The sequence below is a fragment of the Sorangiineae bacterium MSr11367 genome (assembly GCA_037157805.1).
Classification (GTDB): Bacteria; Myxococcota_A; Polyangia; order Polyangiales; family Polyangiaceae; genus Pendulispora; species Pendulispora rubella.
On the sequence record CP089983.1, the window covers coordinates 4,394,475 to 4,417,275 of the forward strand.

At 63.5% G+C, this 22,801-nt stretch carries 19 protein-coding genes; 11 read left to right on the forward strand and 8 right to left on the reverse strand.

The window, feature by feature from the left end; genetic code table 11:
* Positions 1-260 precede the first annotated feature (260 nt).
* Both LVJ94_17585 and LVJ94_17590 read left to right on the forward strand, forming a co-directional pair.
* Positions 261-1,058 carry a hypothetical protein gene (locus tag LVJ94_17585; GenBank protein WXB09032.1) on the forward strand — a complete coding sequence of 266 codons (798 nt, stop codon included), beginning with the start codon at positions 261-263 and terminating at the stop codon, positions 1,056-1,058.
* A 664-nt stretch (positions 1,059-1,722) separates the two neighbouring features.
* On the forward strand, positions 1,723-2,070 hold the full coding sequence (locus LVJ94_17590) for a hypothetical protein (GenBank protein ID WXB09033.1): 348 nt from the start codon (positions 1,723-1,725) through the stop codon (positions 2,068-2,070).
* Between the two features lie 115 nt (positions 2,071-2,185).
* Here the strand turns inward: LVJ94_17590 and LVJ94_17595 are convergent, their stop codons facing one another.
* Both LVJ94_17595 and LVJ94_17600 read right to left on the reverse strand, forming a co-directional pair.
* Positions 2,186-2,518: a c-type cytochrome gene (locus LVJ94_17595; GenBank protein ID WXB09034.1), complete on the reverse strand. Its 333-nt coding sequence runs from the start codon at positions 2,516-2,518 to the stop codon at positions 2,186-2,188.
* Between the two features lie 207 nt (positions 2,519-2,725).
* The gene (locus LVJ94_17600; protein WXB09035.1) at positions 2,726-3,400 is read right to left on the reverse strand and encodes an RNA polymerase sigma factor; all 675 of its coding nucleotides are present in this window, start codon (positions 3,398-3,400) and stop codon (positions 2,726-2,728) included.
* A gap of 308 nt (positions 3,401-3,708) precedes the next feature.
* Between LVJ94_17600 and LVJ94_17605 the strand changes: the two genes are divergently transcribed.
* Positions 3,709-4,053, forward strand: coding sequence for a hypothetical protein (locus LVJ94_17605; GenBank protein WXB09036.1), 345 nt, complete (start codon positions 3,709-3,711; stop codon positions 4,051-4,053).
* Positions 4,054-4,905: 852 nt separating this feature from the next.
* On the opposite strand, the gene LVJ94_17610 is transcribed toward LVJ94_17605, so the two are convergent.
* Positions 4,906-6,015 carry a tetratricopeptide repeat protein gene (locus LVJ94_17610; GenBank protein WXB09037.1) on the reverse strand — a complete coding sequence of 370 codons (1,110 nt, stop codon included), beginning with the start codon at positions 6,013-6,015 and terminating at the stop codon, positions 4,906-4,908.
* A gap of 194 nt (positions 6,016-6,209) precedes the next feature.
* Complete coding sequence (locus tag LVJ94_17615; GenBank protein ID WXB09038.1) at positions 6,210-6,641, reverse strand: DUF2252 domain-containing protein; 432 nt, start codon at positions 6,639-6,641, stop codon at positions 6,210-6,212.
* 1,130 nt (positions 6,642-7,771) lie between these two features.
* On the opposite strand from LVJ94_17615, the gene LVJ94_17620 reads away from it, so the two are divergent.
* Positions 7,772-8,251, forward strand: coding sequence for a VOC family protein (locus LVJ94_17620; GenBank protein ID WXB09039.1), 480 nt, complete (start codon positions 7,772-7,774; stop codon positions 8,249-8,251).
* A gap of 276 nt (positions 8,252-8,527) precedes the next feature.
* Positions 8,528-9,322, forward strand: coding sequence for a hypothetical protein (locus tag LVJ94_17625; protein ID WXB09040.1), 795 nt, complete (start codon positions 8,528-8,530; stop codon positions 9,320-9,322).
* 82 nt (positions 9,323-9,404) lie between these two features.
* On the opposite strand, the gene LVJ94_17630 is transcribed toward LVJ94_17625, so the two are convergent.
* On the reverse strand, positions 9,405-10,739 hold the full coding sequence (locus LVJ94_17630; GenBank protein WXB09041.1) for a PLP-dependent aminotransferase family protein: 1,335 nt from the start codon (positions 10,737-10,739) through the stop codon (positions 9,405-9,407).
* Between the two features lie 76 nt (positions 10,740-10,815).
* Between LVJ94_17630 and LVJ94_17635 the strand changes: the two genes are divergently transcribed.
* Entirely contained in the window at positions 10,816-11,970 is a 1,155-nt protein-coding gene (locus LVJ94_17635; protein ID WXB09042.1) for an aminotransferase class I/II-fold pyridoxal phosphate-dependent enzyme, read from the forward strand.
* Between the two features lie 89 nt (positions 11,971-12,059).
* On the opposite strand, the gene LVJ94_17640 is transcribed toward LVJ94_17635, so the two are convergent.
* Complete coding sequence (locus LVJ94_17640; GenBank protein ID WXB09043.1) at positions 12,060-12,962, reverse strand: AraC family transcriptional regulator; 903 nt, start codon at positions 12,960-12,962, stop codon at positions 12,060-12,062.
* Positions 12,963-13,090: 128 nt separating this feature from the next.
* Between LVJ94_17640 and LVJ94_17645 the strand changes: the two genes are divergently transcribed.
* Positions 13,091-14,062 carry an oxidoreductase gene (locus LVJ94_17645; protein ID WXB09044.1) on the forward strand — a complete coding sequence of 324 codons (972 nt, stop codon included), beginning with the start codon at positions 13,091-13,093 and terminating at the stop codon, positions 14,060-14,062.
* A gap of 371 nt (positions 14,063-14,433) precedes the next feature.
* Here LVJ94_17645 and chrA read toward each other — a convergent pair whose 3' ends face one another.
* Together chrA and LVJ94_17655 are read right to left on the reverse strand one after the other, a co-directional pair.
* Positions 14,434-15,543, reverse strand: a complete 1,110-nt coding sequence (gene chrA / locus LVJ94_17650; GenBank protein WXB09045.1) for a chromate efflux transporter — start codon at positions 15,541-15,543, stop codon at positions 14,434-14,436.
* A 16-nt stretch (positions 15,544-15,559) separates the two neighbouring features.
* Positions 15,560-16,456, reverse strand: a complete 897-nt coding sequence (locus tag LVJ94_17655) for a LysR family transcriptional regulator (GenBank protein WXB09046.1) — start codon at positions 16,454-16,456, stop codon at positions 15,560-15,562.
* Between the two features lie 66 nt (positions 16,457-16,522).
* On the opposite strand from LVJ94_17655, the gene LVJ94_17660 reads away from it, so the two are divergent.
* The 4 genes from LVJ94_17660 (at position 16,523) to LVJ94_17675 (ending at position 22,801) form a co-directional block, all read left to right on the forward strand.
* Positions 16,523-17,275 (forward strand): methyltransferase domain-containing protein, encoded by a 753-nt coding sequence (locus LVJ94_17660; protein WXB09047.1) that lies wholly within the window; start codon positions 16,523-16,525, stop codon positions 17,273-17,275.
* 214 nt (positions 17,276-17,489) lie between these two features.
* Positions 17,490-18,479, forward strand: a complete 990-nt coding sequence (locus tag LVJ94_17665; GenBank protein ID WXB09048.1) for a Virginiamycin B lyase — start codon at positions 17,490-17,492, stop codon at positions 18,477-18,479.
* Between the two features lie 91 nt (positions 18,480-18,570).
* Positions 18,571-19,695: a substrate-binding domain-containing protein gene (locus LVJ94_17670; GenBank protein WXB09049.1), complete on the forward strand. Its 1,125-nt coding sequence runs from the start codon at positions 18,571-18,573 to the stop codon at positions 19,693-19,695.
* A 238-nt stretch (positions 19,696-19,933) separates the two neighbouring features.
* Positions 19,934-22,801: a hypothetical protein gene (locus tag LVJ94_17675; GenBank protein WXB09050.1), complete on the forward strand. Its 2,868-nt coding sequence runs from the start codon at positions 19,934-19,936 to the stop codon at positions 22,799-22,801.

The following is a 22,801-nucleotide window of genomic DNA, read 5'->3' on the forward strand; positions in this document are numbered from 1 at the left end:
ACAGCGTGCCGAGCTGGCGGCAAGCGTTGCTCGATCGTCGAGCAGGATGAGACCGGGTACCTCATGGTCTGCCACGCGGTGGGCGTTACCGTGTCGACCGAAGCCGCTCTCCAGTTTGCGAGTCTCCGTCTCGAGCCGCAGGACCTCCTCGCCGGGCTCCCTGATGATTTCTTTGAGGGCGCGTCGGATGTCGCAGGAGCACTGGTCCTTTTCACGCAACTCGGGGCTCGTCTGGTCGAGCTGTCGGGTAGGAGCTCGCCATGCGCCTTCTCGTCGCCCGAAGAAAACGGCCATTCGCCGGATCAGTGACAGGTATCGCCTGGTTCTTCGCTGCACCGCTCTTGCTCGCCTGCGGCGGGACGCAGCCGCAAGCCGAGGAACAAAGCCTTGCGCGGCGTGATGCGGTGCGCCCGGAAGTGGCCGACGCAGGCTTGGACAGTGGGTGGGCGGAGCGCGCAAAGGCGGCACAGCGCGAACTCCTCGAGGAAGCGGCGAAGTACGGGATAATCGGCGAGGCGGAATTCGTTCATTCCGTTTCGATCGAGCTGGATGACCCTGCGAGTCTTGGCCACCTTCAGGCGGCTTGGGCGGCGGCGATTTGGCTCACCGAACGCGGATCCTCCGTGACCCTGGATGCGCATGCCTCACGCTGGCACGAGAGCGACGCCGTCGCCCGCTTGGAGCCTAATCGCGCGTTCGATCTCGACCACGAGGTGAACTTCGTCGCGGAAGCCGACGCCACACCGGGTTTGGGCCACGTGATGCACACGCGCGGGCTCCTAAAATTCGCGCGGCCGGATCTCGTTACCGCCGTAGCCCTTCAGGCTATGACTTCGACGGAGCCGGTGATTCGGCGACTCGCGGAGTGGTTCGTCAATGGCGCGATGGTCGCTCCAGGTCATCGCTTCGACCTTGATGACCATCTGGCTGTTTCCTTCGAACCCTATACGCCAGGAAGGAACGCCCCCGACGTCCACTTGAACAACGACGGCATTTACATGCGCCTCGAGTCGACGGGGACGCAGTCATCCAGTAGAAAGCATCGCTCGGCGCGCTGAGGGGACGGGTTGGACGGGGCTACGCTGCTAAAATCCATGTTTCGGGAGCCGAACAGTTCGGGCGACACGGCGGCGGGAGATCGGCGGACGTCCGCGACGGGTGAGAAGCTCGCATGTGGGGTAACCACTACCGGCGCTGGTGCGATGGCCAATACGGGCGCGCCAGACATGGCCCGCGGCGCACCTCCACCAGGCCATTTTGCCGGAGCCCCGTGTCACGTCGACGGGCGTGAGTGAGCCGGTAGCATATCTTCGTGAGGCAACACGATGGGAAAATGCAGTTGACGCCGAGCATTGGGCCCGACGCTTCTACCGAGACGTCACCACCTGGTTCGGCGGGGGACACCTGGCGAGCCTCGCAAGCCGAAGGGTCGGCGCGATCTGAGCACGCTCGACATCCCCGAAGAGCGAGTCGAGATTCTGGAAGGAGGTGGGCAACTCGAGCCTCACGGTGGGCCTGTCCCCGGACGAGGTGTGGAAGTTTGAACCTGCACCGCGCGCTCAGCGGGTACTTACTGGGAACTCGCAATGACGCGGAGCGTCTGCCTATTTGTGTGTCGATCGACTCTCGGAATAACGAAATGTGCTGTTTGCGCATCTGGCAAATTTTGACAGCTCGTCGCATGGGATCTGACGGGCACGTTAAGAAGATGACAGCACCGACATGCATTCAGCGTGTGCGCTGAACATCGACCATGTCGCGATTCCAGCACCAACGGTGCATCAAAGAAGAGTGGACCTATCTGGCTACAAATTCCGAAGCGAAATGTTCAAGCGTCAGCTCGCTGAAGAAGTGGAGAAAGCAGTCGCCAAAGCGCGCGCCGATGATGTTCTTCTCATCTTGAGCGCGCGCAACATCACGGTGAACGATGCTGTCCGAGCGAAAATTCTCGCATGCACTGAATCTGCTCATCTCGAGCGATGGCTTCGACATGCGGTGACCGCGACGTGCGCAGAAGACATTGTCGCGGAATGGGAGCCCCTGCCGCCCGCACGCGCCGTCGCACGTTGAAGCCAACGTACTTCCCACCGCTGCGCATCGTCGACATCGGAGGAAGAGAGCTCGGTATCGAACCTCGTTTGCCGCAAATCGAGCGCCGAACGAGCCGAAGGTTCCCCGGACGGATTTAGTGCAGTTTGATATCGGCGGCGCTCGTCGCATCAATGTGCTTGCCCGCGACCGCCACCCCGTTGGCCTTCAAATCGAAAGAGAGGATGTCCCAGTAATCGCTTTCCTTGAGCGATCCCGGATTCTTCGGAGGCATGTTCGTCGTGACGAACTGCGCGACGTCCAGGGCTGTTTTGAATTGGTTTTTTCGAAGTTTCTGATTCGGCCGTGGATCCAACGGAAGTGCGTCCTTTCCCACGACGGCAGGACCTTCACGCGTGCCCTGACCGCTCGCTCCGTGGCAGATGGCGCACTGAGCGTCGTAGATCTTCGCGCCACGTGCCGCCTGCACCTCCCCATCATCGGCTGCGGTTGGCGCAGGAGACTCCGCTCCTTCTTGTTTCGCTCCTGCACATCCGAACACGATTGCAGCAGAACAAATGAATAAGAGGAGACCTCGAGGCGTCATGGACGTGTTCCCTTTCTGCCCGCGGACCAACGGAGTCGCCGGGATATACAACGGAGTCGCGAAGAGCGTTCGGGTTCCCGGTCAAGTCGTTTACTGCGTACGAATTCGTTCGAGCACCCCGCCGATGATCCGGTCGCAGCGGGGCCGCTCGAACGCAAATGCACCGCGAGTTGCTGCTTCGAGGCGTTCGACCAGAGACTCCTGAAGAAGCCGCCGCGCGCGGTGAAGCCGTGTCTTGACCGTATCCTCGGGAATTCCCAACGTGGCCGCGGTATCTGCGATGCTCATCTCCTCGACCGAACGTAGAACGAAGACCGTTCGGAATGCGACGGGAAGCGCGTCGATCGCTTCTTCGAGCGCCCCGCGAAGCTCCCTGTCATGCGTGCGTTGTTCAGGACTCCGGTGTTCCACAGCCATGATTTCGTCCTCAGTACCGAACTCATCCTCGATGGATACGTTCTTCTTCCGGCGCCGCAAGCGGGCGAGCGCCTCGTGGACCGCAATGCGCGTCAGCCACGTCGAGAAAGCTGCTCCGCCGCGAAAGTCGCCGAGGTGCGTGTACGCCCGAACGTACGCGTCCTGCATGACGTCCTCAGCTTCATCGTCACTGCGAAGAATCGAACGGGCCGCCCGATAAAGTCGAGTGTTGTTGCGACGCATGATGACCTCGAAGAGGTCCGCCTCTCCACCAAGAATGCGCGCCACGACCTGCTCGTCGCTGCCAAGCTCGCGACGTTCCAAGCTGGGCGGCTCCAGACGGTTCATATGGTCCATCTTTTCTGACCGGAGAGAGTACTGCCAGGGGTGAAAGGTTCCCAACATCGACGCGCCCGGCTCGGACCAGCCCCGCCGATCTTGCGACAGCCTGAAGCGTATGCGATGGCTCCGAGGGAAGGCCACTCGCGCAGGGACCTCCCGAGGAGGGAAGGGGATTTCCTCGGGAGGTCCGGGAGTAAAGAAAACCAGCAACTCGTGTCTGTTATCAAGAAGTTCAAGACCGGCTCGATCGAGCCCTATGTCTATGGCAATGCGAATGGGCCTCGAGTGCTGGACCCAATTAGCAAATTCCGAACTTGGCTGGCGAGATCGAGAGGCGAATACGGCTTCACGAGTACAACGTCAGCTCCGTCGACAGCCGTGGCGCCCATACCGGTGAGGACCGCGATCCGAACGTGCCCCGTGCGCTGGTCCCCGCGAAGGCCCCGTATCAACTGCCAACCGTCCATCACCGGCAAACGAAGGTCTGTTACGACCACGTCCGGAACCTCTTCAAAGGCCCGGTTCAGAGCTTCCTCGCCATCCCCCGCTTGCGTCACTCGAAATCCTGCGCGCTTCAAAGCAAAGGCAAATGGCATGCGGCTGTCTTCATGGTCGTCGACCAGCAGGATGTGCGCACGCGTGGACAAGATACCGATTAGACCATAGCAAACCAGGCAATGACACCCTTCTCATGGATTCCCAAGTGCATTGGCAGCACCTCCTGGAGAGTGCTGATCGATAGGTCGCCCGATTCTCCGAGTTATTTGCACCCCGAACGTAAGTAGTCACTGGCGCCGCTTGCTCCAATGTCATGCGATGCTCGAAGGTCCTCCGCCACCGGGCGGGGAGTGCCGCACGGTCGCTCATGAATGCCGGCAGCGCCCGTGGGTCGGCGTTTCGATACTTCCAAATGGACTCGTAACCATCAGGCGGCGCGACGTCCGATCGGGCGCTCCAGGTCCATGTGCGGATAAAATTCTGCTGGTTGGCATGCGACAGCACCCAACTCACGTAAAGCTTGGCTGCAGCCAGGTGCGGGGCGTTCTTGAGGATGGCGGGCGTCTGTGCCCATGTGACCCATGGACCGCTTCTGGGAAGCGAAAAGGCGGCGGTATGGCCGGGCTGCAACATGAGCGGCCCGCCCACACCGAAGGCGGCCGCATACGAACCATTGCGGACCAGATCGCCCGCATCTTGTGTGCCGCGAACGAACTTCGGATTCTGCGCGATGAGCTTCTTGAAGAAGTCCAAGCCGTACTCGTCCGTCAGTTGCTTGAAATAGAGGGGAGCGACGCCTTCACTCGCAGAGATGGGACGATTTCGCCAAGCTCCCAGCCCGACCAGCCGAGTTCCGGCGAGGAGTGCAAAACGAATTCGGCGCCACCGTTTCGGAAGCTTCGCCCGAGGCCGCGGGAGCTTTGCGCTAGCGGCACGCCGCTTTTGCGGTCCAATAGTGCGAAGGGGCGATCATAGGCGACCCTCGCGCCAGCTTGCTGGATATTCCGCCGGCGTCAGGTCTTCGATTTCATGGCTACCTCGGCCTCGTGCGCGCGCTGGCGATGCTTTTGTGCCCGGTCACGATCGCCCAATTTGTCGTAGACGCGGGCGAGATTCTCGCTAGCTTCTTTGACGTCCGCATTGCGTTTCATCTTCTCGGCAAGGATCAACGCTTCCTGATAGTGGCGTGCGGCTGCATCGTGCTGGTTCTCGCGCTCGTCAACTTGACCCAAGGCGTTGTGCGCGCCGACTGACACACTCTCGGAGTGCAGCTCGCGCCCGAGATCGAGAGCATCGTTGAAATAGAGGCGAGCGCGTGCGAGCTCCCCCTTTTTCATCTCGACTTCCCCCACGGCAATGTACGTATATGGAATATTGCGCGTCAGGCCGGCGCGGATGCGCAGGAACAGACAGCGGCGCTGGTAACGAAGTGCTTCCTCGATGTTGCCTTGCTCGAGAAAGAGGTAACCGAGATGGCGCACCGGATACGAAAGTACGTCGGGCTCGTCGGCGCGCTCGGCAAGCGCCAAGGACCGCTCGTAGTAGGGCCGTGCCTCGGCCCGTTTTTCCTCTTGCTCGTACGTGAGGCCGATGTGAAAGAGGCCGCGTGCCTGCCCCGCGAGATCGCCCAACGCCTCGTACGCGGCCACCACCTGCTCGAATTCGCGTCGGACCTTTGTATAGGTTCCGCCGTTGAAAAGGATGTCGCGGTATTCGTGAAACGCCGCCGCATCGGCAGCATTCGCTATGGCGGAGCGGTTCGTGCTTGCGCGGGCGACCGCGTTGGCTTCGTCGATGGCTTTGCGGGTCGCCGCCTCGTCAACGCTTCCGTAAAACGCGCGGTGCACGACCACCCACGCGCGGGCCGCATGAAGCTCGGCGAGCGCTTCGGGCGTGCCATCTCGTTTCACTTGCTCGATGGCCGATTGGAGCGTGCGCTCGGCCCGATCGAACTCACCCTGTCCCTCCTGCGCGTGCGCCAGGGTCGACGCCGACTTGGCCAGCAGCGCGGAGCCGTCCGCAGCCGCCTGCGTCGTGGCGCGCGATGCGCATCCGCCCAGAAGAAAGGAAACCAAAACGATCGCCACGCGCCCGCGCGTCGAAGCGTGCTTTTCTCGCATCATGGTCCCAATCTAGCGATGCGCTGGCCCCGAGGCGCCGCGGCGCTGCCAATGGTCTACCTCATGCTGCGAGTGGCCGATGGGCAGCGATGGAATGCGCTCGGGTCCCATCGCCCGAGAGAGCGCGGACCCAAGCGACAGCCAATCGCGACAGGAGGGTGGCGGAGATGGCGTCGCTCGCGTCTGCACCGCACTCGCTAATGCGTATTTCGGCAATGCGCTAGATAGCTGACTTCGTGAATGGCGATGAGATCGACGACGCTGGCCCAGAGCCATGACGCTGCGTCCAGAGATTTCGTGCGATGGCGATCGAGCTCACGTTTCCAGGATGCACGCTCGCCATCATCAAGCTGTCGTGCGTGGGCTCGCGCGACCACGGTGGCAAGGTAGCGCGCGATCTTCATTGCTTCCTGCTGACAAATATTTTCTAAGTCGAATTTGAGGTCTTGCGGGAGAAGCTCGCGAAGAACGACAGCCTTCTCACAGAGCCGCGCACCGAGCATCCGGTTGCCCAAGGCGGGAGCGAGATGATTGGCACCCATGACGATGCGATCGGCATTCGAGCGCGGCATCGGAACACCTTTGTAGCGCGGTGCAATCGTAGTGCCAGCTTCTTTGACATCGATCAAACAGACCTTTCCCTTCTTGCCAGAAGGACCATGGACGCGAACGAGCACCGAGGTCCGGCACCGACTCTACCCAGATGCGCCAACGCTTCGGCGTTCCCGGGGACGGGCTTAGCCTTTCGTTGGCGCGGTGCACGCACTCCGCGTTAGACGCCTGCCAGTTCGCAGGATCATGGGGCCAGGGAGACGGAGCGAACGACCATGAACGGGGTGCCGCAGATCGGGCTCAAAGTCCATGGATCGAAAATCGTGTTCCGAACTTGGCGGATCAAAAGATTTTCGCAAGGGCAGGGGGCCACCTCGACGGGCGGCCGCGACGAGAGGCGGCCGCCCTTCGGAGAGTGGGTTGGTGGCGGCGACGCGCCCGCGGATGGTTCTGTTACTTCATCGCAGGAGCATCGGGCGCAGGCACCGAGGCGTCGATCGTTGGTTTGAGACGCGCGCGGTAAGACTCTCCTTCAATGACGAAGCCTTTGATGTAACGGGGGTACGTCAAGGGCCCACAACCCAGACCAGAGCAGGTCTTCCGGAGTACCCTATCCAGGGCGATCTTCTTCCTTCAATGACTGTCGAGTCGGGGACGGTGCCAAAATGATCGATCACAACGCGTTGCGTTTACAAGATTTTGAGGTCTCGTGGCCATCGTTGAGGAACACCCAATAGCTCGTGCAGTGGTACATCGCGCGATGCGAGGGTTTCTTGATTTTGATTTGGGAAATCTTCGTATAGATGGCGCTCTTGTTCTTGTTGGGCGAATTTAACGGAAATAGAGACTTTGGTGTGCGTAGGCGTTTCAAGGGCTACATGCCTCGATAGGCCACCTGGAGAATACGTTCAAGTTATGAGACTGACAGCTCGGATGATTGTTGTGCCGGCGTACCTACTCCCGAGATGCTCGGGGCACTTTGCGCCCAGTCTAATGGGGAGATGCTCTTGATCAATGAGAAGGGACGTTTGTTTAGGGCGAATGTGCCGGTCAAAGAGTCCGTGCCGAACGCGTGATTGGATTGTTGGTGGCGCGACAGGGCTATCTCAATGATGGTTTCCGCTACGTCCGACCAATGGTGCCAACGAAGGAGGAAGGCGCGTGCCATGGACGAGCCGCTGGATCCGTGGGAACATGCGCCGCTGCCATGACCAAAGACGAGAGTGTTCCCAACGCGATTCCGGTGAGCTTTACATCGAGCGCTACCCCTTCCGCGGGACCCGTGTGGCCCTCCGCGCTGCCGGTACGTCGGGTTCGCGTGGCGCGTCCCACCGCGCGCCTGGACGAGGTGGTCGCATTCTACGTCGACGTCCTCGGCCTGCCGCGTCTCGGCGGCTTCGAGGGGCACGATGGGTACGATGGCGTGTTCGTCGGACTACCATCGTGGGAATATCACCTGGAGTTCACGCGCCACGTTGAGGGAAGCCCGTGCCCGGCCCCCACACGCGACAATCTCCTCGTGCTCTACCTCAATGACCCTGCGGCGGTGGAAGCGATGGTGCGGCGTGTCACCGCCCGGGGATACGAGCCTATCGAGCCGGAAAATCCATATTGGGAAAAGACCGGCGCCGTTACCATCGAAGATCCCGATGGCTGGCGCATCGTCTTTGCGGTCGCATCAACATGAACCAATGCGGGGTCGTTGGCGCGGTGCACGCATTCCGCGTTGGATGCCCGACGAACAGCAATGGTTCGGCCGTCGGTGTCGGGTTCAAGTCTTGACCGCTGCTTCGAATCGAAGTGCTCGCTCCTGCACGAGGAGCGTTGGTGGTGGGCGCAATGCGCCGCGTACCGGCCCACATTCGGATGTCGCCCTTCGCGCGTGGATCGGACATGCGCCGGTAGGCGCGCAAACACGCGGTGTCACCCCTCGGGGTGACGTGACTCCCCGGCACGTCCAGCGATGATGCGTACCAAGGCCATGGCGCGAACGAATTTTCGAACGGTGGGGGCCTTCGCCTTGGCCTGGACGTGCGTTCATTTCCACGAGGCGCGCGCGGCCGATGCGGGGCATCCGGTCAGCGAAAAGTGCGAGGCGCCCGCGGGCGCGGACGCGTCCCTCGCCGAGATGGACCCCGCCCAGCGTACGCGCTTCATTCGAGACCGCTTGCATCGCGATGCCGCGAACGCCCGGCTCTGGAGCTGGGGTTGGGGCCTGGGAAACACCGCGGCAGGCGCGGCCAGCTTCACTCTCGGCGTTTTCGAGACCGACCGAGTCAAGCGTACATGGGACTTCATCTGGGCGGGCGCCGCCCTGATTCCACCGGCCTTGCTGGTGTTGTTTCCACTCAGCGTGATGGCGGATTCGCGCGAGCTCGATGGCGTTCCGGAGAGCACACTGGGAACCTGCGCCGCCGTCGCCCGCGCGGAGGTGCTTCTCGAGCGCGATGCCGCGCAAGAGGAGAGCGGCATCGCGTGGTACAACCACGCCCTCGAGATCGGCATCAACGTGGCGCTCGGGGTGATCATGGGATATGTCCTCGACGATTGGGTCGACAATTCCATTTCAGCCGGCATTGCCATCGGCATGGGCGAAACGCAAATCCTGACGCAGCCCGTGGGCGCCATTCGCGCGCGCAAACGCTATTTCGCCGGTGACCTGAGCTCCGCCCAAGATGCGCGCGAATCCGTCCGTTGGACGCTCACGCCGCTCATCTTGCCCCACGCGAGTGGCATCGTCATCGGCGCCCGCTTCTAATTTCGCATTTCAAATGGTGTTACCGTCGTAGAGCTTCTCGCCCTAAAACGGCGCAGCCCTAACCCACCGCGATTCCCTGGCGTCACTCCGCGAGGGTTTCGTCCGGGCTCGCGAGCGCGAGGCGCCGCAATTTCTGCAAAGCGCCCGCGAGCGCATCGCGTGAAGGTGCGGCCAGCGCGAGACGCACGGCGTTGGGGGCGTGTCCGGCCCCGACGGTGAACGCGCTCGCGGGCGTAATGGCAATACCGCGGCGGGCTGCAGCCGCGGCAAACGTGTCCGCGCGCCACACGTCGGGCAGCTCGAGCCAAACGTGAAAGGCGCGCGGATCTCCGCGCATCGTGAGCCCGCGAAGGAGCTCGCGGGCGAGTTGGTAACGGGCAGCCGCGTGTGCACGCTTGGCGGTGGCGATGCGTGCGGCGGTGCCGTCGGCCATCCAGCGCAGGCCGGCCGCGACCGAAAAGGCCGGCGCGAGCCATCCGCCGGATCGAATCGTCGCCGCAAGCTTTTCAGCGAGATGCTCCGGCGCGGCGATGAAGCCCAACGTCAAGCCGGGGGCGACGCGCTTCGAGAGGCTGTCGATCAAGATGGTCCTCTGTGATGCGAACGCGGCGACGGGCTCGTCGTCCGCCAGGAACGAATAGACGGCGTCCTCGATGGCAAAGGTGCCCGTCTCCTTCAGCGCGGCCGCCAAATCGCGGCGGCGCGCGCGGCCCATGCTGATCCCGAGCGGATTGTGCAGGCTCGGTTGAATGTAGATTGCAGATAATCGACGCGTCCGGTGGGCTCGCACCATCGCATCGGGCCGCACCCCTTCGCCGTCGAGCGCGAGTGGAACCAAGGTGATGCCGAGGCGCGCGGCGATGCCTTTGACGATGGGATACGTCACCGCCTCCACACCGACCGCGCCGCCTATCGGCGTGAGCGCGGCCATCGACACGGCGATGGCCTGCCGTCCACTGCCGGTGAAGAGCACCCCGTCGGGCTCCGGCGACCAGCGATGGCGCGACAAGAACGCGGCGGCCACCTCGCGCGCACGACGCGTCGCTGCGGCACCGAGCGGGCGCAGGGCATCGCCGAGCGCGTCCTCGTGAACCAGGGTCGCGAGCGCCGGCGCCATCTCGGGCACCTGCTCGGGAAAGATGGAGAAGTTGAGCTCGAGATTCACCGACGCATCCGGAGGCTCCACCAACGTGGGGCTCGGCGGCTCCGGTGCCGCGCGCACGTACGTGCCGCGCCCCACCTCGCCGACCACCAGCCCGCGCCGCACGAGCTCGGCGTAAACGCGGCTCGCCGTCGACGTCGCAATGCCGCGTCGATCCGCGAACTCGCGCTGCGGGGGCAGACGATCGCCCGGACGCAGCCGGCCCGATGCGATGTCGGCCGCGATCGAATTGGCGATGATCTGGTAACTATCCATGTGGCGCGCATTATTGCTCCGAGAGCAATAAATCAATTGCTCCTCGATTGTACCGATACCATTTTGCCTTGCAACCATGCTCACCACGAACTTGCTGCACGCCGACGACGGTCTCGACGATGGGCCGAGCGTCTCGCCCTCCCTGCATCAGTCGGTGAATTATATCGCGCGCGACGTAAAGCACCTCGCGGAGATCACCGCCCCGATGGCCAGCGAATACTACACGCGCCGCGGCAACCCGACGAGCGCGCGGCTCGCCAAGGTGATCGCCGATCTCGAAGGCGGAGAGACTGGGATGATCTTCGCGTCGGGGATGGGCGCCATCGCCACCACGTTGATGGCGTTCGTTCAGAACGGCGATCATATCGTCGGGCAGCAGAGTCATTACATCGGCATCACGGAGATGCTGGACAAAGTGCTACCCCGGTACGGCGTCACGGCGACGAGGGTCGACCAAACGCGGGTTGAAGCGTTCGAGCGCGCCATCCAGCCGAACACGAAGCTCATCGTGCTGGAGACGCCGGTCAATCCGCTGCTGCACCTCACCGATCTGCGGGCCGTCTGCGATCTGGCGAAATCGCACGGCATCCTCACGTGCTGCGACAGCACGTTCGCGACGTCGGTGAATCAGCGGCCGATGGACTTCGGCGTCGACATCGTCCTGCACAGCGCCACCAAGTACATCGGGGGCCATCACGATCTCCTGGCCGGGAGCGTGACGGCGTCGCGAGCGCTGGTGGAGCGCATCTGGGATTTGAGCGTGACCACCGGCGCCACTGCCGCGCCGTTCAACGCCTGGCTCGCGCTTCGGGGCATTCGCACGCTGGAGCTGCGCGTCCTGCGGCAGAACGAGACCGGGCTCGCGCTCGCACGCTTCCTCGAGGAGCATCCACGGGTGGAGAGGGTCTTCTATCCGGGTCTGCCGTCGCACCCTCAGCACGAGCTCGCGCGCAGACAGATGTCCGGGTTCGGCGGTCTCGTGACGTTCGATTTGAAGGGCGGCTACTCGGCGGGGCTCGCATTCATCGAGAAGCTGCGGCTGGCGGTCTACGCCACCAGCCTGGGCGGCGTCTCCTCGACGGTGGTGCAGCCGGCCGCGTTGTTCGGCAACCGGCTCCACGACGACGTTCTCGTGAAACAAGGCATCACACCCGGGTTGATCCGCTTCGCCGCCGGCATCGAAAACACGGATGACCTGATCGCCGATGTGGGGCAGGCACTCGGTCCGTGAAAATCAGTCAGCTCGCCGTCAATGATCCGCTGCGTCTACTTTACCGCCGGCCGGGCGTTTGCCGCGTGGCCAAATGATGTGGGCTGAGCTTATTCATCTTTACCGCGCGCCGTATCTCGGAAATGCGTTGGTGCACTGCCCGTCATCCGCTTGAAGGCATTGCTGAATGCGCTCTCCGACCCGTAGCCAAGCGAGCGCGCGAGCTCGGCGAGGCACGTATCGTCGTCGCGCAGGGCGCGTTCTGCAAGATGCATACGCCACCGCGTGAGGTACGCAATGGGCGCAACCCCCGCGACGGCTTTGAAGTAGAGCGCGAACGTCGTACGCGACATGCCGCAAGCTTTCGCGAGCTCCCCAAGCTGCCATGCGCGCGCGGGATCCGAGTGCATCCGTTGCAGTGCGGGGGCCAGCCGTTTGTCGCCGACCGCACGCAGCCAGCCCGCGGAGATGGGGCTCGATGATTCGAGATAGGCGCGCAGGACCTGAATGAACAAAAGAAGGCCGAACTGTGACGAGACCACGCTCGCCCCTGGGAGGTCCTCGACGCGTTCGCGCACGAGCTGCTCGAGAATGAAATGCAAGATGGTTGCTTGCGACGTCGAGTCGGGCACTACGATGAGTGAAGGTAGCGCGTCGAGCAGAATTTGGCCGCTCGGAGAGCCAAACTGCACGTAGCCGCCAATGACTACGCAATCCTCGCGCTTGGCCAGCTTCATCATGGCTTCCTCGCGCCCTTCGAACAGCGGCAAGGCGTCGACAGGGATCGTCGTCAAGTCGCTTGCGAGAACGAAGGAGCGGCGCGCCGAAAGGAGAAACACGTCCCCAGCGTTGAGTTGCACGGGACTCTTTTCACCCGCGACGCGTAGCCAGCACTGGCCCTTCACCACACCGAAAAACTTGATCTTCGTCGGCGCCGGAAAGCGCAATGCCCAGGCCCCGCCGATCACGAAACCGCCTGCCGCAACGGACTGAGCCGCGGTGAGCTTCAGCACATCGGAGAAGGGGTCATCTCGTATGGAGGAGGGTGGATTCGAACGCTCACGCATGTAGTTGGGACTCCTAACCATTCAGAGTCCGGGCAGCCAGGCCTATCTCCATCGCATCCACGGAGGTTTTTCGGATGTCTACCCCTCAGTCACCTATCGGCTCGGGCTTCGATGCTGCGTCCACCGCAGCCGACGTTGTTGGAAATGTCGACCTCACTGGCAAAGTCGCCATCGTTACGGGCGGTGCTTCCGGCATCGGAGTCGAAACGGTTCGCGCTCTGCGGATGGCAGGCGCGGATGTCATCGTTCCCGCGCGCGCGCCGCACAAGGCACGAACAGCGCTCGCAGGACTCGATGGCGTTGCCATCGAGCCCATGGACCTTTTCGATCCTGCGTCGATCGACGGATTCGTGAAAGCGTTTCTCGCCTCGAGGCGAGCGCTGCACATCCTCGTGAACAGCGCGGGCATCATGGCCTGCCCTCTCGTACGCGATGCTCGCGGCTTCGAATCGCAATTTGCGACGAATCATCTCGGGCACTTTCAGCTGACGTTGGGGCTTTGGCCTGCCCTCCGCAAGGCGAACGGTGCGCGTGTCGTGTCGGTATCATCGTGGGGGCATCGTCGTTCGCCAGTCGTGTTGGACGATCCCAACTTCGACCATCGCGATTACGATCGATGGCTTGCGTACGGCCAATCGAAGACCGCCAATGTTCTGTTCGCAGTCCACCTCGACCGGCGTGGTAAGTCGGACGGCGTTCGTGGCTTTTCGGTTCACCCAGGTGCCATCGCCAACACCGGTCTGGGAAGGTATCTATCCGGAGACGAATTGCGCGCGTTGGGCGTCATCGACGAGCATGGAAATACGATACTGGACCCCTCGAAACAGTTGAAGACCGTCGAACAGGGCGCTTCCACGAGCGTGTGGTGCGCGACGAGCCCGATACTTGACGGAATGGGCGGGGTATATTGCGAAAACAACGACATTGCGTCTCTCGTCACGCCTCGGAAAGGCGGATCGGTCGGAGGCGGCGTCATGCCACATGCCATCGATCCTGAAGCGGCCGAGCGGCTCTGGGCATTGAGCGAATGTCTGCTGTTGCGATAGCGAGCCGACACACGGGGGCGCAGCAAAGTCGGGTTGATCGACGAATACTCTGCACAAAAGCGAAAGACCCAAGGTCTGGAACCTCAACGCACCACCCCGAACGCGTCGCTTGCCGCAGAAAGTCGCTGCTTCAATGAGCGGTCACGATGAGCTCCTGACTGGCCTCCGTCCACGTGGGAATCTCCGCGTTCGACGGAGCGTCCCAATCGCGAATGGGCGTGGTTACCGCATCGGCCAGATTCCCGGTGCCAAGTACGCTGCCGGAAAGACTCAATGCAAGATTGCTGTCGATGTGAAGAGCGGCACATCGTGTGCGAGCGTCGGGATTCCAGTGACAACGGGCAGGCGCTCGGTCCGTGATCGGCTTTTCGTTACCCGAGTGCGCGCACGGCCACGCCGGCGAGTGCGCCGCCGAGAACGAGCCACGTGGTGTTCACTTTGAAGCGGACGAGCAACACGGCGCCCGCTACGGCGAGGATCGCGGTGACCGCATCGACCAACGCCGAGCGCGCAAGCTGCACGGTGACCACGGCCATCAAGGCGAGCGTCGCGGCGTTGACCCCATCGAGAAAGGCGCCCGCACCGGGCGAGCGGCGCATGCGCCCGAGGATGGGCCGCGTTGCGGCGACCAAAACGAAGCCCGGAAGGAAGATCCCGACGGTGGAGACGGCGGCGCCGGCCGGACCGGCGATGACGTAGCCGATGAACGTCGCCGTCGTGAACACCGGCCCGGGTGTGATCTGGCCAACGGCCACAGCGTCGAGAAGCTGCGCCTCGGTGAGCCAGTGCAGCCGGTCGACGAAATCGGCGCGCAAGAACGCGAGCAGCACGTAGCCGCTGCCAAAGACGATTGCGCCCATCTTCACGAAGGTGAGAAAAAGCGTCACCAGGCTGAACGAGCTACCGCCCAGCGCCAGCGCCGGCGCGAAGAGGGCGAGGATGGACTCGTCCCCCGAGCGATGCCGCATGCGATGCAGCGCGAGGGAGAGCGCCCCTGCACCGACGAGCACGGCGAGTGCCTCGAGCCCGCACGCGATGGCCACACCCGCGAGCGCCGCGAGCGCGCCCATGCCGCGGGTTGGAACCGCCTTGGGCGCGAGCCCCCAGAGCGCCTGCACCACGACGGCGATGACCACCGGTTTGACGCCATAGAGGACGCCCCCGAGCTGCGGCAGCGAGCCAAAATGGACGTACGCCCATGCGATGGCCGTCACCATCAGCGCCGCAGGCAGCACGAAGGCCGCACCCGCGACGAGCAGCCCGCGCCAGCCGGCGCGTTCGTAGCCGATGTAAATCGCCAGCTCGCTCGAGCTGGGGCCGGGAATGAGGTTCGCCGCGCCGAGCAGATCGAGAAAGCGCTCGTGCGCGAGCCATTGCCTGCGCCGGACGAATTCGTTCTCCATCATGGCAATGTGCGCGGCCGGGCCACCGAATGCCGTGAGACCCAGCTTGAGGAAAGCCCACGCGAGCTCGCGCAACATGCGGGTCGGAGTATACCTATTTGGCTCCGCCGTGCAGCGCGGTTGCCTGGGTGCGGAAGACGCGAGCGAGCCCGTCCACGACGGCCCGCAGCACCGGATCGCGGCGGCGATCGTGGGAAAACAGCGCATACGTCGTTTGCGTCAGATCGTCCAACACCCCGGAAACACGCACCAGCCCCGCATCCGAGTCCGCGATCCAGCAGGGAAGGAGCGCCAACCCCACCGAGGCGCGCGCCCCCTCGAGGATGGCCACCGCGTTGGTGAAGCGGAACGTGGCCGGGGCGCGGCGCCGCTCGGTGAGCCAGCGCGAGACCGGCATGTATTCGTGCTCGGCGTCGAATCCGACCCAATCGCACGCCGTGTAGCGTTTCTCGCCCTTTGCGAGTCGGTGCTGGGCGACGTACGTCGACGCGCCGTAAATCGCGAAGGTCATCGCGCCGAGTTTCCGCGACACGAGATCGCCCTCCGTGGGGAGCTTCGCCGTGAGCACCACGTCGACCTCCCTGCGCGCGAGGCTCGGCGGCTGGTGGGCCATCTGCACCTCCACGTCGAGCCGCGGAACGATGGCCCGCAGCGCCCCGACGTGCCGCACCACGAACATGGTGTCCCATTCATTGGCCGACAGCCGCACGACGCGCGGATCGCGCAAGTTGGCCGCACGCACCAAATCGTCCGCCGCGGCGGCCATCTGTGTGGCGGCCGGAAGGAGCGCATGCCCCTCCGACGTGGGCCGGTAGCCCACGGGCATCCGTTCCATGAGCGGCACGCCGAGTGCGGCCTCCAGCGCCTGGACGCGGCGCCCCACCGTCATGACGCTCACCCCGCATTGGCGCGCGGCCTTGGCGTAGCTGCCGCTCGACGCCACGGCGAGAAAGATGCGGACATCGCTCCATTCGAGCGTGGGTGGTTTCACAATTGTTATGATCTATCACATTTTTGAGACTTATCGCCTGCGCGCCCTTCCTCCATGGTGTGAACCATGAGCAACGCACACGAATGGATTCAGCGATGGGACACGCAACAGGAGCGCTACATCGAGCGCCGCGAAGAGCGCTTCACCGTCATCGGTGACGTACTGGAGGAGGTCGGCCCCGCCGAGCCCAAGATTCTCGACCTGTGCTGCGGCCCCGGCAGCCTCGGCAGCCGGCTCGCCGCTCGATTTCCGCGTGCGCACGTCACGGGGGTCGATTTCGATCCCGTGCTCCTCGGCCTTGCGCGCACGGCGCACGCCGGGGATCCCAGGCGCGCGTGGGTCGAGACCGACCTTCGCCACGCGGGGTGGTGGAAGGAAGCGCGTCTTTCGCCCGGCTTCGATGCCGTGGTCAGCACCACCGCGCTTCATTGGCTCAGTGGCGCCGAGCTGACCCGGGTCTACCGCGAGCTCGCCGGTCTGCTCCGACCGGGCGGCGTCTTGATGAACGGCGACCATGTCGCCCCCGCATGGGAGGAACCGCGGCTTGCCCGTATCGCCAAAGCGCGGCGCGATCTCGTTCAGCGCGACGCCGACGCACGCGGCAGCGACACGTGGGAAGCCTGGTGGGAGGAGATCTCCGGCGATTCTGCGTTTACGGAACTATGGCAAGAACGTCGCCGCCGCTTTGGCGACCGGCACGGCGAAGAGCCGATTACCCTGGACTTTCATCTTGCGGCGCTGCGTCAGGCGGGATTCGTCGAGGCCAATGTCGTATGGCAGCGTTGGGACGACGTCGTCATGGCAGCCCTCGTCCAATGAATTGAAAAGTTATCCACAATTGTGACAATGGCCAACAATGCCCCGTTTCGGCCATGTCGGTGCAGTCGTAATTAAGTAACGCAATCGTCGCGGGTGAAAGTTCGCCGCGACGCTAGGTTGCCGCCTGACGAAGGAGCGATGCCGGCGAGGTCCGAGGGTGGGGACCTTATCGTTCGTGGACCCCCGGCAAACCCCATGCTCCAAGGGGCGACACATGAAGACGATGTCGATCGCAGCCTCGCTCGCGATGGCGGTGGGAAGCGTCATCGCGACGCCGGCGAGCGCAGGCAAGTGTCAGGCAAAGGATGCTGGGACCATCGATGAATTCCCGCTCTCCGCGGGTTCGGACTCCGCCTACATCGCGGTGGGCTCCGACAAGCGGGTGTGGATCACGGACGGCTCGAACGACAGGATTCGCGCAGCCGATTCGTGGGGCAACGTTACGGAATATGCTTTGGCGGCGGGTTCGGGACCGCTCGGTATTGCCGCCGGACCCGATGGCCGCCTTTGGTTCGTCGAGTCGGGAAGCAACAAGATTGGCGCCATTTCCACGTGCGGTGAGGTGACGGAATACGCCATTCCCACGGGCAATTCGAACCCATTCGGGATTACGTCGGGCTCGGACGGGAATCTATGGTTCACCGAAGCCACGGCCAACAAGGTTGCTCGCATCACGACCTCCGGGGACGTGACGGAATTTCCTCTACCCACTGCCGCCTCCCAACCGCGTGGCATCACCCGCGACTCCACGGGCAATTTGTGGGTCGCGGAGTTCTTCGCCCGCAAAATCGCCATGGTCACCACGTCGGGTGCGGTCACGGAGTATCCGCTCGCGACCACCGCCGGAAGGCCGATGGCACTGACCGCCGGGCCGGATAAGAAGATTTGGTTTACCACGACCAAATCCGTTTCCGCCATCGATGGCCAAGGCGCCGTCACGGACTACCCCCTGGCCGTCGGTGCGGGGGCGCAAGGCATCACGGTCGGGCCCGATGCCAACATTTGGTTCACCGAAGGGGACGCCAACAAAGTCGCGCGCATCACGCCCGCGGGCGTTCTCACGGAGTTCGACCTGCCGCATGCCGGGGCCCTCCCGAGTGGAATCACCTTCTTTCCGTACCGAGGCTGCGCCTCGCTCGATCTCTTGTTCGTCGAGCGATTCGGAGCGCGACTCGGTCGCGTCCGCGCCGTCACGACGCGTTGACGCGTAACGGCGTACTTCCTTGTCGACGATTCTTTTCCGTATCGAGAAAGCGCTTCAAACGCTCGAAGAGAACATCTTTTTGGAGGCCAACATGAAGAGGATTGAAGTCGGTATTCTGGCGGCCGTTGCGGCCATCTCTGTCGCCGCGTGTGGTTCGAATGGCGGGGCCAGCGAAAACGAAGAAGTGGGCAGCACGAAGGAGTTCCTGACCGGCCCCGGCGCCGACGGGATTTTCGGGTCGGACACGCTCGCGGAGGCCATGAATGCGGCCCTCGCGGCGTCGCCCTCGACCCTGGTGTACTACGGCAGCGGCTCCGGCAACGGCGAGAAGTGTCTGCGCGGGCAAGCGGTCACTTACAGCGGTGCCACGTACTGCAGCGGCACGCGTGACCAGTCGATCGCCCCGATGTCGCGCAATCTCAACGGCTGCCAGGCCGGCGAGAAGAGCAATCGCATCGCGCTCGACGGTATCGGCATCTGGAGCGCCAGCAGCCAGACCATCTCGGATCTCTCCCTCGCGGACGTGCGCAAGGCGTTCTGCGGCACCGACGGCAGCGGCAGCGCGGCCGCCTGCACTGCGACCACGTGGAGCACCCTCTCCAACGGCGCGTCGGCGGCGAATCCGTCGGCGACCATCGTGAAGTACCGCCGCGACGACGCGTCGGGCACGACCGACACGTTCAAGTCGATCTTGTCGGCCGCCGGCCTCGCGTGCACCGCCTTCTGCGCGGACGTCAAGGTCGTCGTCGACACCGAGCAGGGCCCGAAGCTCTCCACCGATGGCACGGGCGCATCGTCGATCCAGCCGCCCTGCCAGGCGAGCGATACGGCGACCGACTGCATCGGCCGCCTCGCCAATGCCAACAGCAGTGTCCTCGCCTACGCCGGCCTCGGCGCCACGGCGAAGGCGCCCGCCAAGGCCCTCTCCGTTGCCGGCAAGACGCCCACCACGGCGAACATCCGCAACCTCATCACGAGCCCGGCGAGCGCCTACGCGTTCGCGCGCTTCCTCTACCTCAACGAGAGCACGACCAACGCGCGCGACGCCGAGGAGACGAAGTTCTACAACTGGGCATTCGGCTTCGCGCCCCAGGGCTCGGCCGCCACGAAACTCAGCTTCGAGACGAAGCTGACCGGCGCCGGCTTCATCGCCTGCACGGATCCCGCAGCCTCGGGTCACAAGGCCCTCGACTGCGGCACTGCGGCCTGCCCCTGAAGCTGCGCTGAAGCAAATCCAATGACCCCCGCGCTGCGCCCAAAGGGGTGCAGCGCGCAGGGGCATTTTGTCCATTCCGTAGGTGCGCCCACGTCGTGGAAACGAAGGTATCGCGAATGTGTGACGTTTTCGGAAGTTCAATTAATTGAGTTGTTTAAATAATACCCCACTTCTATGGTCCCGGCGCCCAAAAAGGAGCTTAACGCGGATGTACACTCTATGGACGCGTAAGGGCGCTATGGCGCTGCTTGTCATCATGATTGGGGCCGCATTGGCGGCTGCAAGCTGTGGAGGAAGTGATTCGCCCGCGACGCCTGGCGACGCGGGCCCGGAGGCCGGGCCATCGGTGTGCACACCGCCCGAATCCCACGAGCGTATTCCGCAAAGAACGGCGGCGACCGCACAGGAGGCGCTCGATACCTTTGCGAATTTGTCGGGTGAAATCGAAATTCAATGTGGCAATTGCCACAAGGCTCCCGCGCAACAAGGCGGGTTTTCTTACGACGGCACGCGTCAGGGACTTTGCTCCGCGAAGGGACAGAGTGGAAAGACGCCCGCGCAAATGATGATCGAGGGCCGGATGCCCAAAGGCATCGGCGGCCAACAGCCGCTCGGCCGCCGGCTTCAGGCCTGGATCGATCAGGGCTGCTCGCCGACGACGTACAAGCTGCCCGGTGGCAGCGGCTCGGTCAATATGGGCGACTTTCAGGTGTCGGCCCAGGTCGGCGCGGCGCTGACCGATCTCGGAAGCTGCATTCCGAAGGCCGAGATCGCCGGACGGGACGAGGCGGCCGATGCACGTTTTGCAGCCGTGAAGTCGTTCGGCGATCTTCCAGTGAAGCTCGCGGAGACCGACGTCACGTCGCTCGATGCCGAGGTGCTCGCCCGAAAGGGGACGTTTGCCTACGCGCCGGAGTACCCACTCTGGTCGGACGACGCGCAAAAACTCCGATTGGTCCACGTACCCGCGGGCAAGTCGATCACCTACGATTCGGCGACCAAGCACTTCGTGATTCCGCCGAACACGCGTTTCTACAAGACGTTCTTCAAGGCGGTCGTCGAGCTGGACGGTGTGAAGCGCTATCGCAAGATGGAGACCCGCATCATCCTGACCCGCGAGAAGACGGAGGATGCCGTGTTTGGCTCCTACGTGTGGAACAGCGACGAGACGAGCGCGAAGCTTCTCGGTACGGGGCTCAACCCCGACGCTCCGGACCAACGGGAGACGTACCTCAGTGGGAAGCCCTTCCCGGATTACGTGCGCCCTTACCGGACCAGCGAGATCACCCAGGGGAACCGCAGTTATGCCGTTCCGGGGAGCGAACGGTGCATTGCGTGCCATACCGGTTCGGAAGGGCAGAACTTCATCCTCGGGTTCACGCCGACGCAGATCCACCGGCGCCCGAAAGGCGAGGGTGGGAACCTGGCCGAGGAGGTGGGAGCCAGCGAGCTCGATATGGCAGCCCGTTTGATGGCGTATGGCGTGGTGTCGGGGATTGCCGCGAACGACCTGCCGAAACTCGAAGAGTCGGCGTTGCCTCGCCGGCCGCGCAACCAAGACGAGCTGCGCATGCAAGGCTACGCAGTGGGCAACTGCACGCATTGCCACAATGAGAATGGCTACGCGGTGCGGAGCAATCCTTCGCTGGGCCGATTCGACCTCTCACCGGGCGGAGTGGTGTTCGGCTTCGACTTCAAATCCATCGGCGCGGACGGACTCTCGTATTTTACCTTCGATCCGAGCGACCCATCGCCCGCGAGCGTCGTGTCGGCGCTGGTTCGGAGCAAGACGTACGCACGGACCGTGCTTCCGACGGGGGCCTTCGACGCGGACGCTTTTGGGCTGCCGAAAGATCCCAATGGATTGACGGCCTTCTTCAACTTTCATATGCCGCTCAACGTACCGGGCGTCGACTGCCGCTTGAGCGTTCTCATGGCCCGCTGGTGGGCATCGGTGCCGCGCGATTATGGCAATCCCGGCGTCGAGGCTCCTGACGACCCCAAGGCCGTCGCGGACGGTCTCGCCGCCGCAGATGCCGCCGAGGCGCGTGCCAAACTCGATTGTCGGCCGCCGTCGGGCCTCGAGTGGGTGCTCGAGGACACGACGGAGCGCAAACCGTACTTGCCGCGCAATATCGACTGGCCGACGAAGTTGGACGGCTGGATTCGCGATCGGGCCATCACCGCCCAGCACGAGGCACTTGCGAAGAGGACGTACTACCAAGGTTATTTCGATACCCGGTACGACAACTGCAACTTCCCGCCGAATGCACCGCCGCCGGCGCGGGTCGAGGACTGGATGGTCAAGCCGTCGGGCGACGGCGGGCCGGTGCGGCCGTGGGCGCAACTCTACGTGACCAATCCCGGTGAGCATATCTATGCCGGGGTTTGTGCGAACTGCCATGGTGTGCGTGGCGACGCGCAAACGGGTGCTGCACGCGCGCTGCGGAGCACGTCGGGCGCGCGCGTGGCCGACTTTCTCGACGGAATGGTGGGCCCTCGCGACAACCCGGCGGCCAATGTCGATTGCTTCGACCATGGGTCGGGAACGACCGGCTGCAATGGTGGTTTGGGTGCGAACGGCGCGGCCAAGTACCTCGTATGGATGGGCAATGGAGGTACGAACGTCAGTTTCGGTCGAACGCCCGACGAGGAGAAGACATTCTTCAATGCCTTCGTCACGCGCCGAGCGCTCACCAGCGTGCCGCTGCCCATTGCCTTGAAGACGGCCGATACGGCATTCACGAAATCCAAAGCCAATATGCTCGAGGTGGCGCGCGTCACCTGCGAAAGCGTTCGCACCGACGCCGACGGCTACCTCCGGACCTACGATGGCTTCGTTGCCGCCAAAAATTGGGAAGGGCTGCGCGGCGCCGATCCGGCGGTGTTCGGCGTGCCGATGTGGCGTGACGTCTGCACCTTGGACAATCCGCTCACCGACGCGCTTCGAACCGCCGATGCGTTGTCTCCAGAAGTCCGTGCATGGCAGGACAAGGCGGTCTTCAACGCGGGAACGATGGTCTACTTCTTCATGCGCGACGAATTGAGCAAAGGCTCCGTCGCCATCGCGCGCAATGCGTGCGACCTCAAATATCCAACGGAGTGA

Coding starts and splice junctions, on each gene's coding strand:
- LVJ94_17585 (WXB09032.1), top strand. CDS start 261: ATGCGCCTTCTCGTCGCCCGAAGAAAACGGCCATTCGCCGGATCAGTG.
- LVJ94_17590 (WXB09033.1), top strand. CDS start 1,723: ATGCATTCAGCGTGTGCGCTGAACATCGACCATGTCGCGATTCCAGCA.
- LVJ94_17600 (WXB09035.1), bottom strand. CDS start 3,400: ATGAACCGTCTGGAGCCGCCCAGCTTGGAACGTCGCGAGCTTGGCAGC.
- LVJ94_17610 (WXB09037.1), bottom strand. CDS start 6,015: ATGATGCGAGAAAAGCACGCTTCGACGCGCGGGCGCGTGGCGATCGTT.
- LVJ94_17620 (WXB09039.1), top strand. CDS start 7,772: ATGACCAAAGACGAGAGTGTTCCCAACGCGATTCCGGTGAGCTTTACA.
- LVJ94_17625 (WXB09040.1), top strand. CDS start 8,528: ATGATGCGTACCAAGGCCATGGCGCGAACGAATTTTCGAACGGTGGGG.
- LVJ94_17630 (WXB09041.1), bottom strand. CDS start 10,739: ATGGATAGTTACCAGATCATCGCCAATTCGATCGCGGCCGACATCGCA.
- LVJ94_17635 (WXB09042.1), top strand. CDS start 10,816: ATGCTCACCACGAACTTGCTGCACGCCGACGACGGTCTCGACGATGGG.
- LVJ94_17645 (WXB09044.1), top strand. CDS start 13,091: ATGTCTACCCCTCAGTCACCTATCGGCTCGGGCTTCGATGCTGCGTCC.
- chrA (WXB09045.1), bottom strand. CDS start 15,543: ATGTTGCGCGAGCTCGCGTGGGCTTTCCTCAAGCTGGGTCTCACGGCA.
- LVJ94_17660 (WXB09047.1), top strand. CDS start 16,523: ATGAGCAACGCACACGAATGGATTCAGCGATGGGACACGCAACAGGAG.
- LVJ94_17665 (WXB09048.1), top strand. CDS start 17,490: ATGAAGACGATGTCGATCGCAGCCTCGCTCGCGATGGCGGTGGGAAGC.
- LVJ94_17670 (WXB09049.1), top strand. CDS start 18,571: ATGAAGAGGATTGAAGTCGGTATTCTGGCGGCCGTTGCGGCCATCTCT.
- LVJ94_17675 (WXB09050.1), top strand. CDS start 19,934: ATGGCGCTGCTTGTCATCATGATTGGGGCCGCATTGGCGGCTGCAAGC.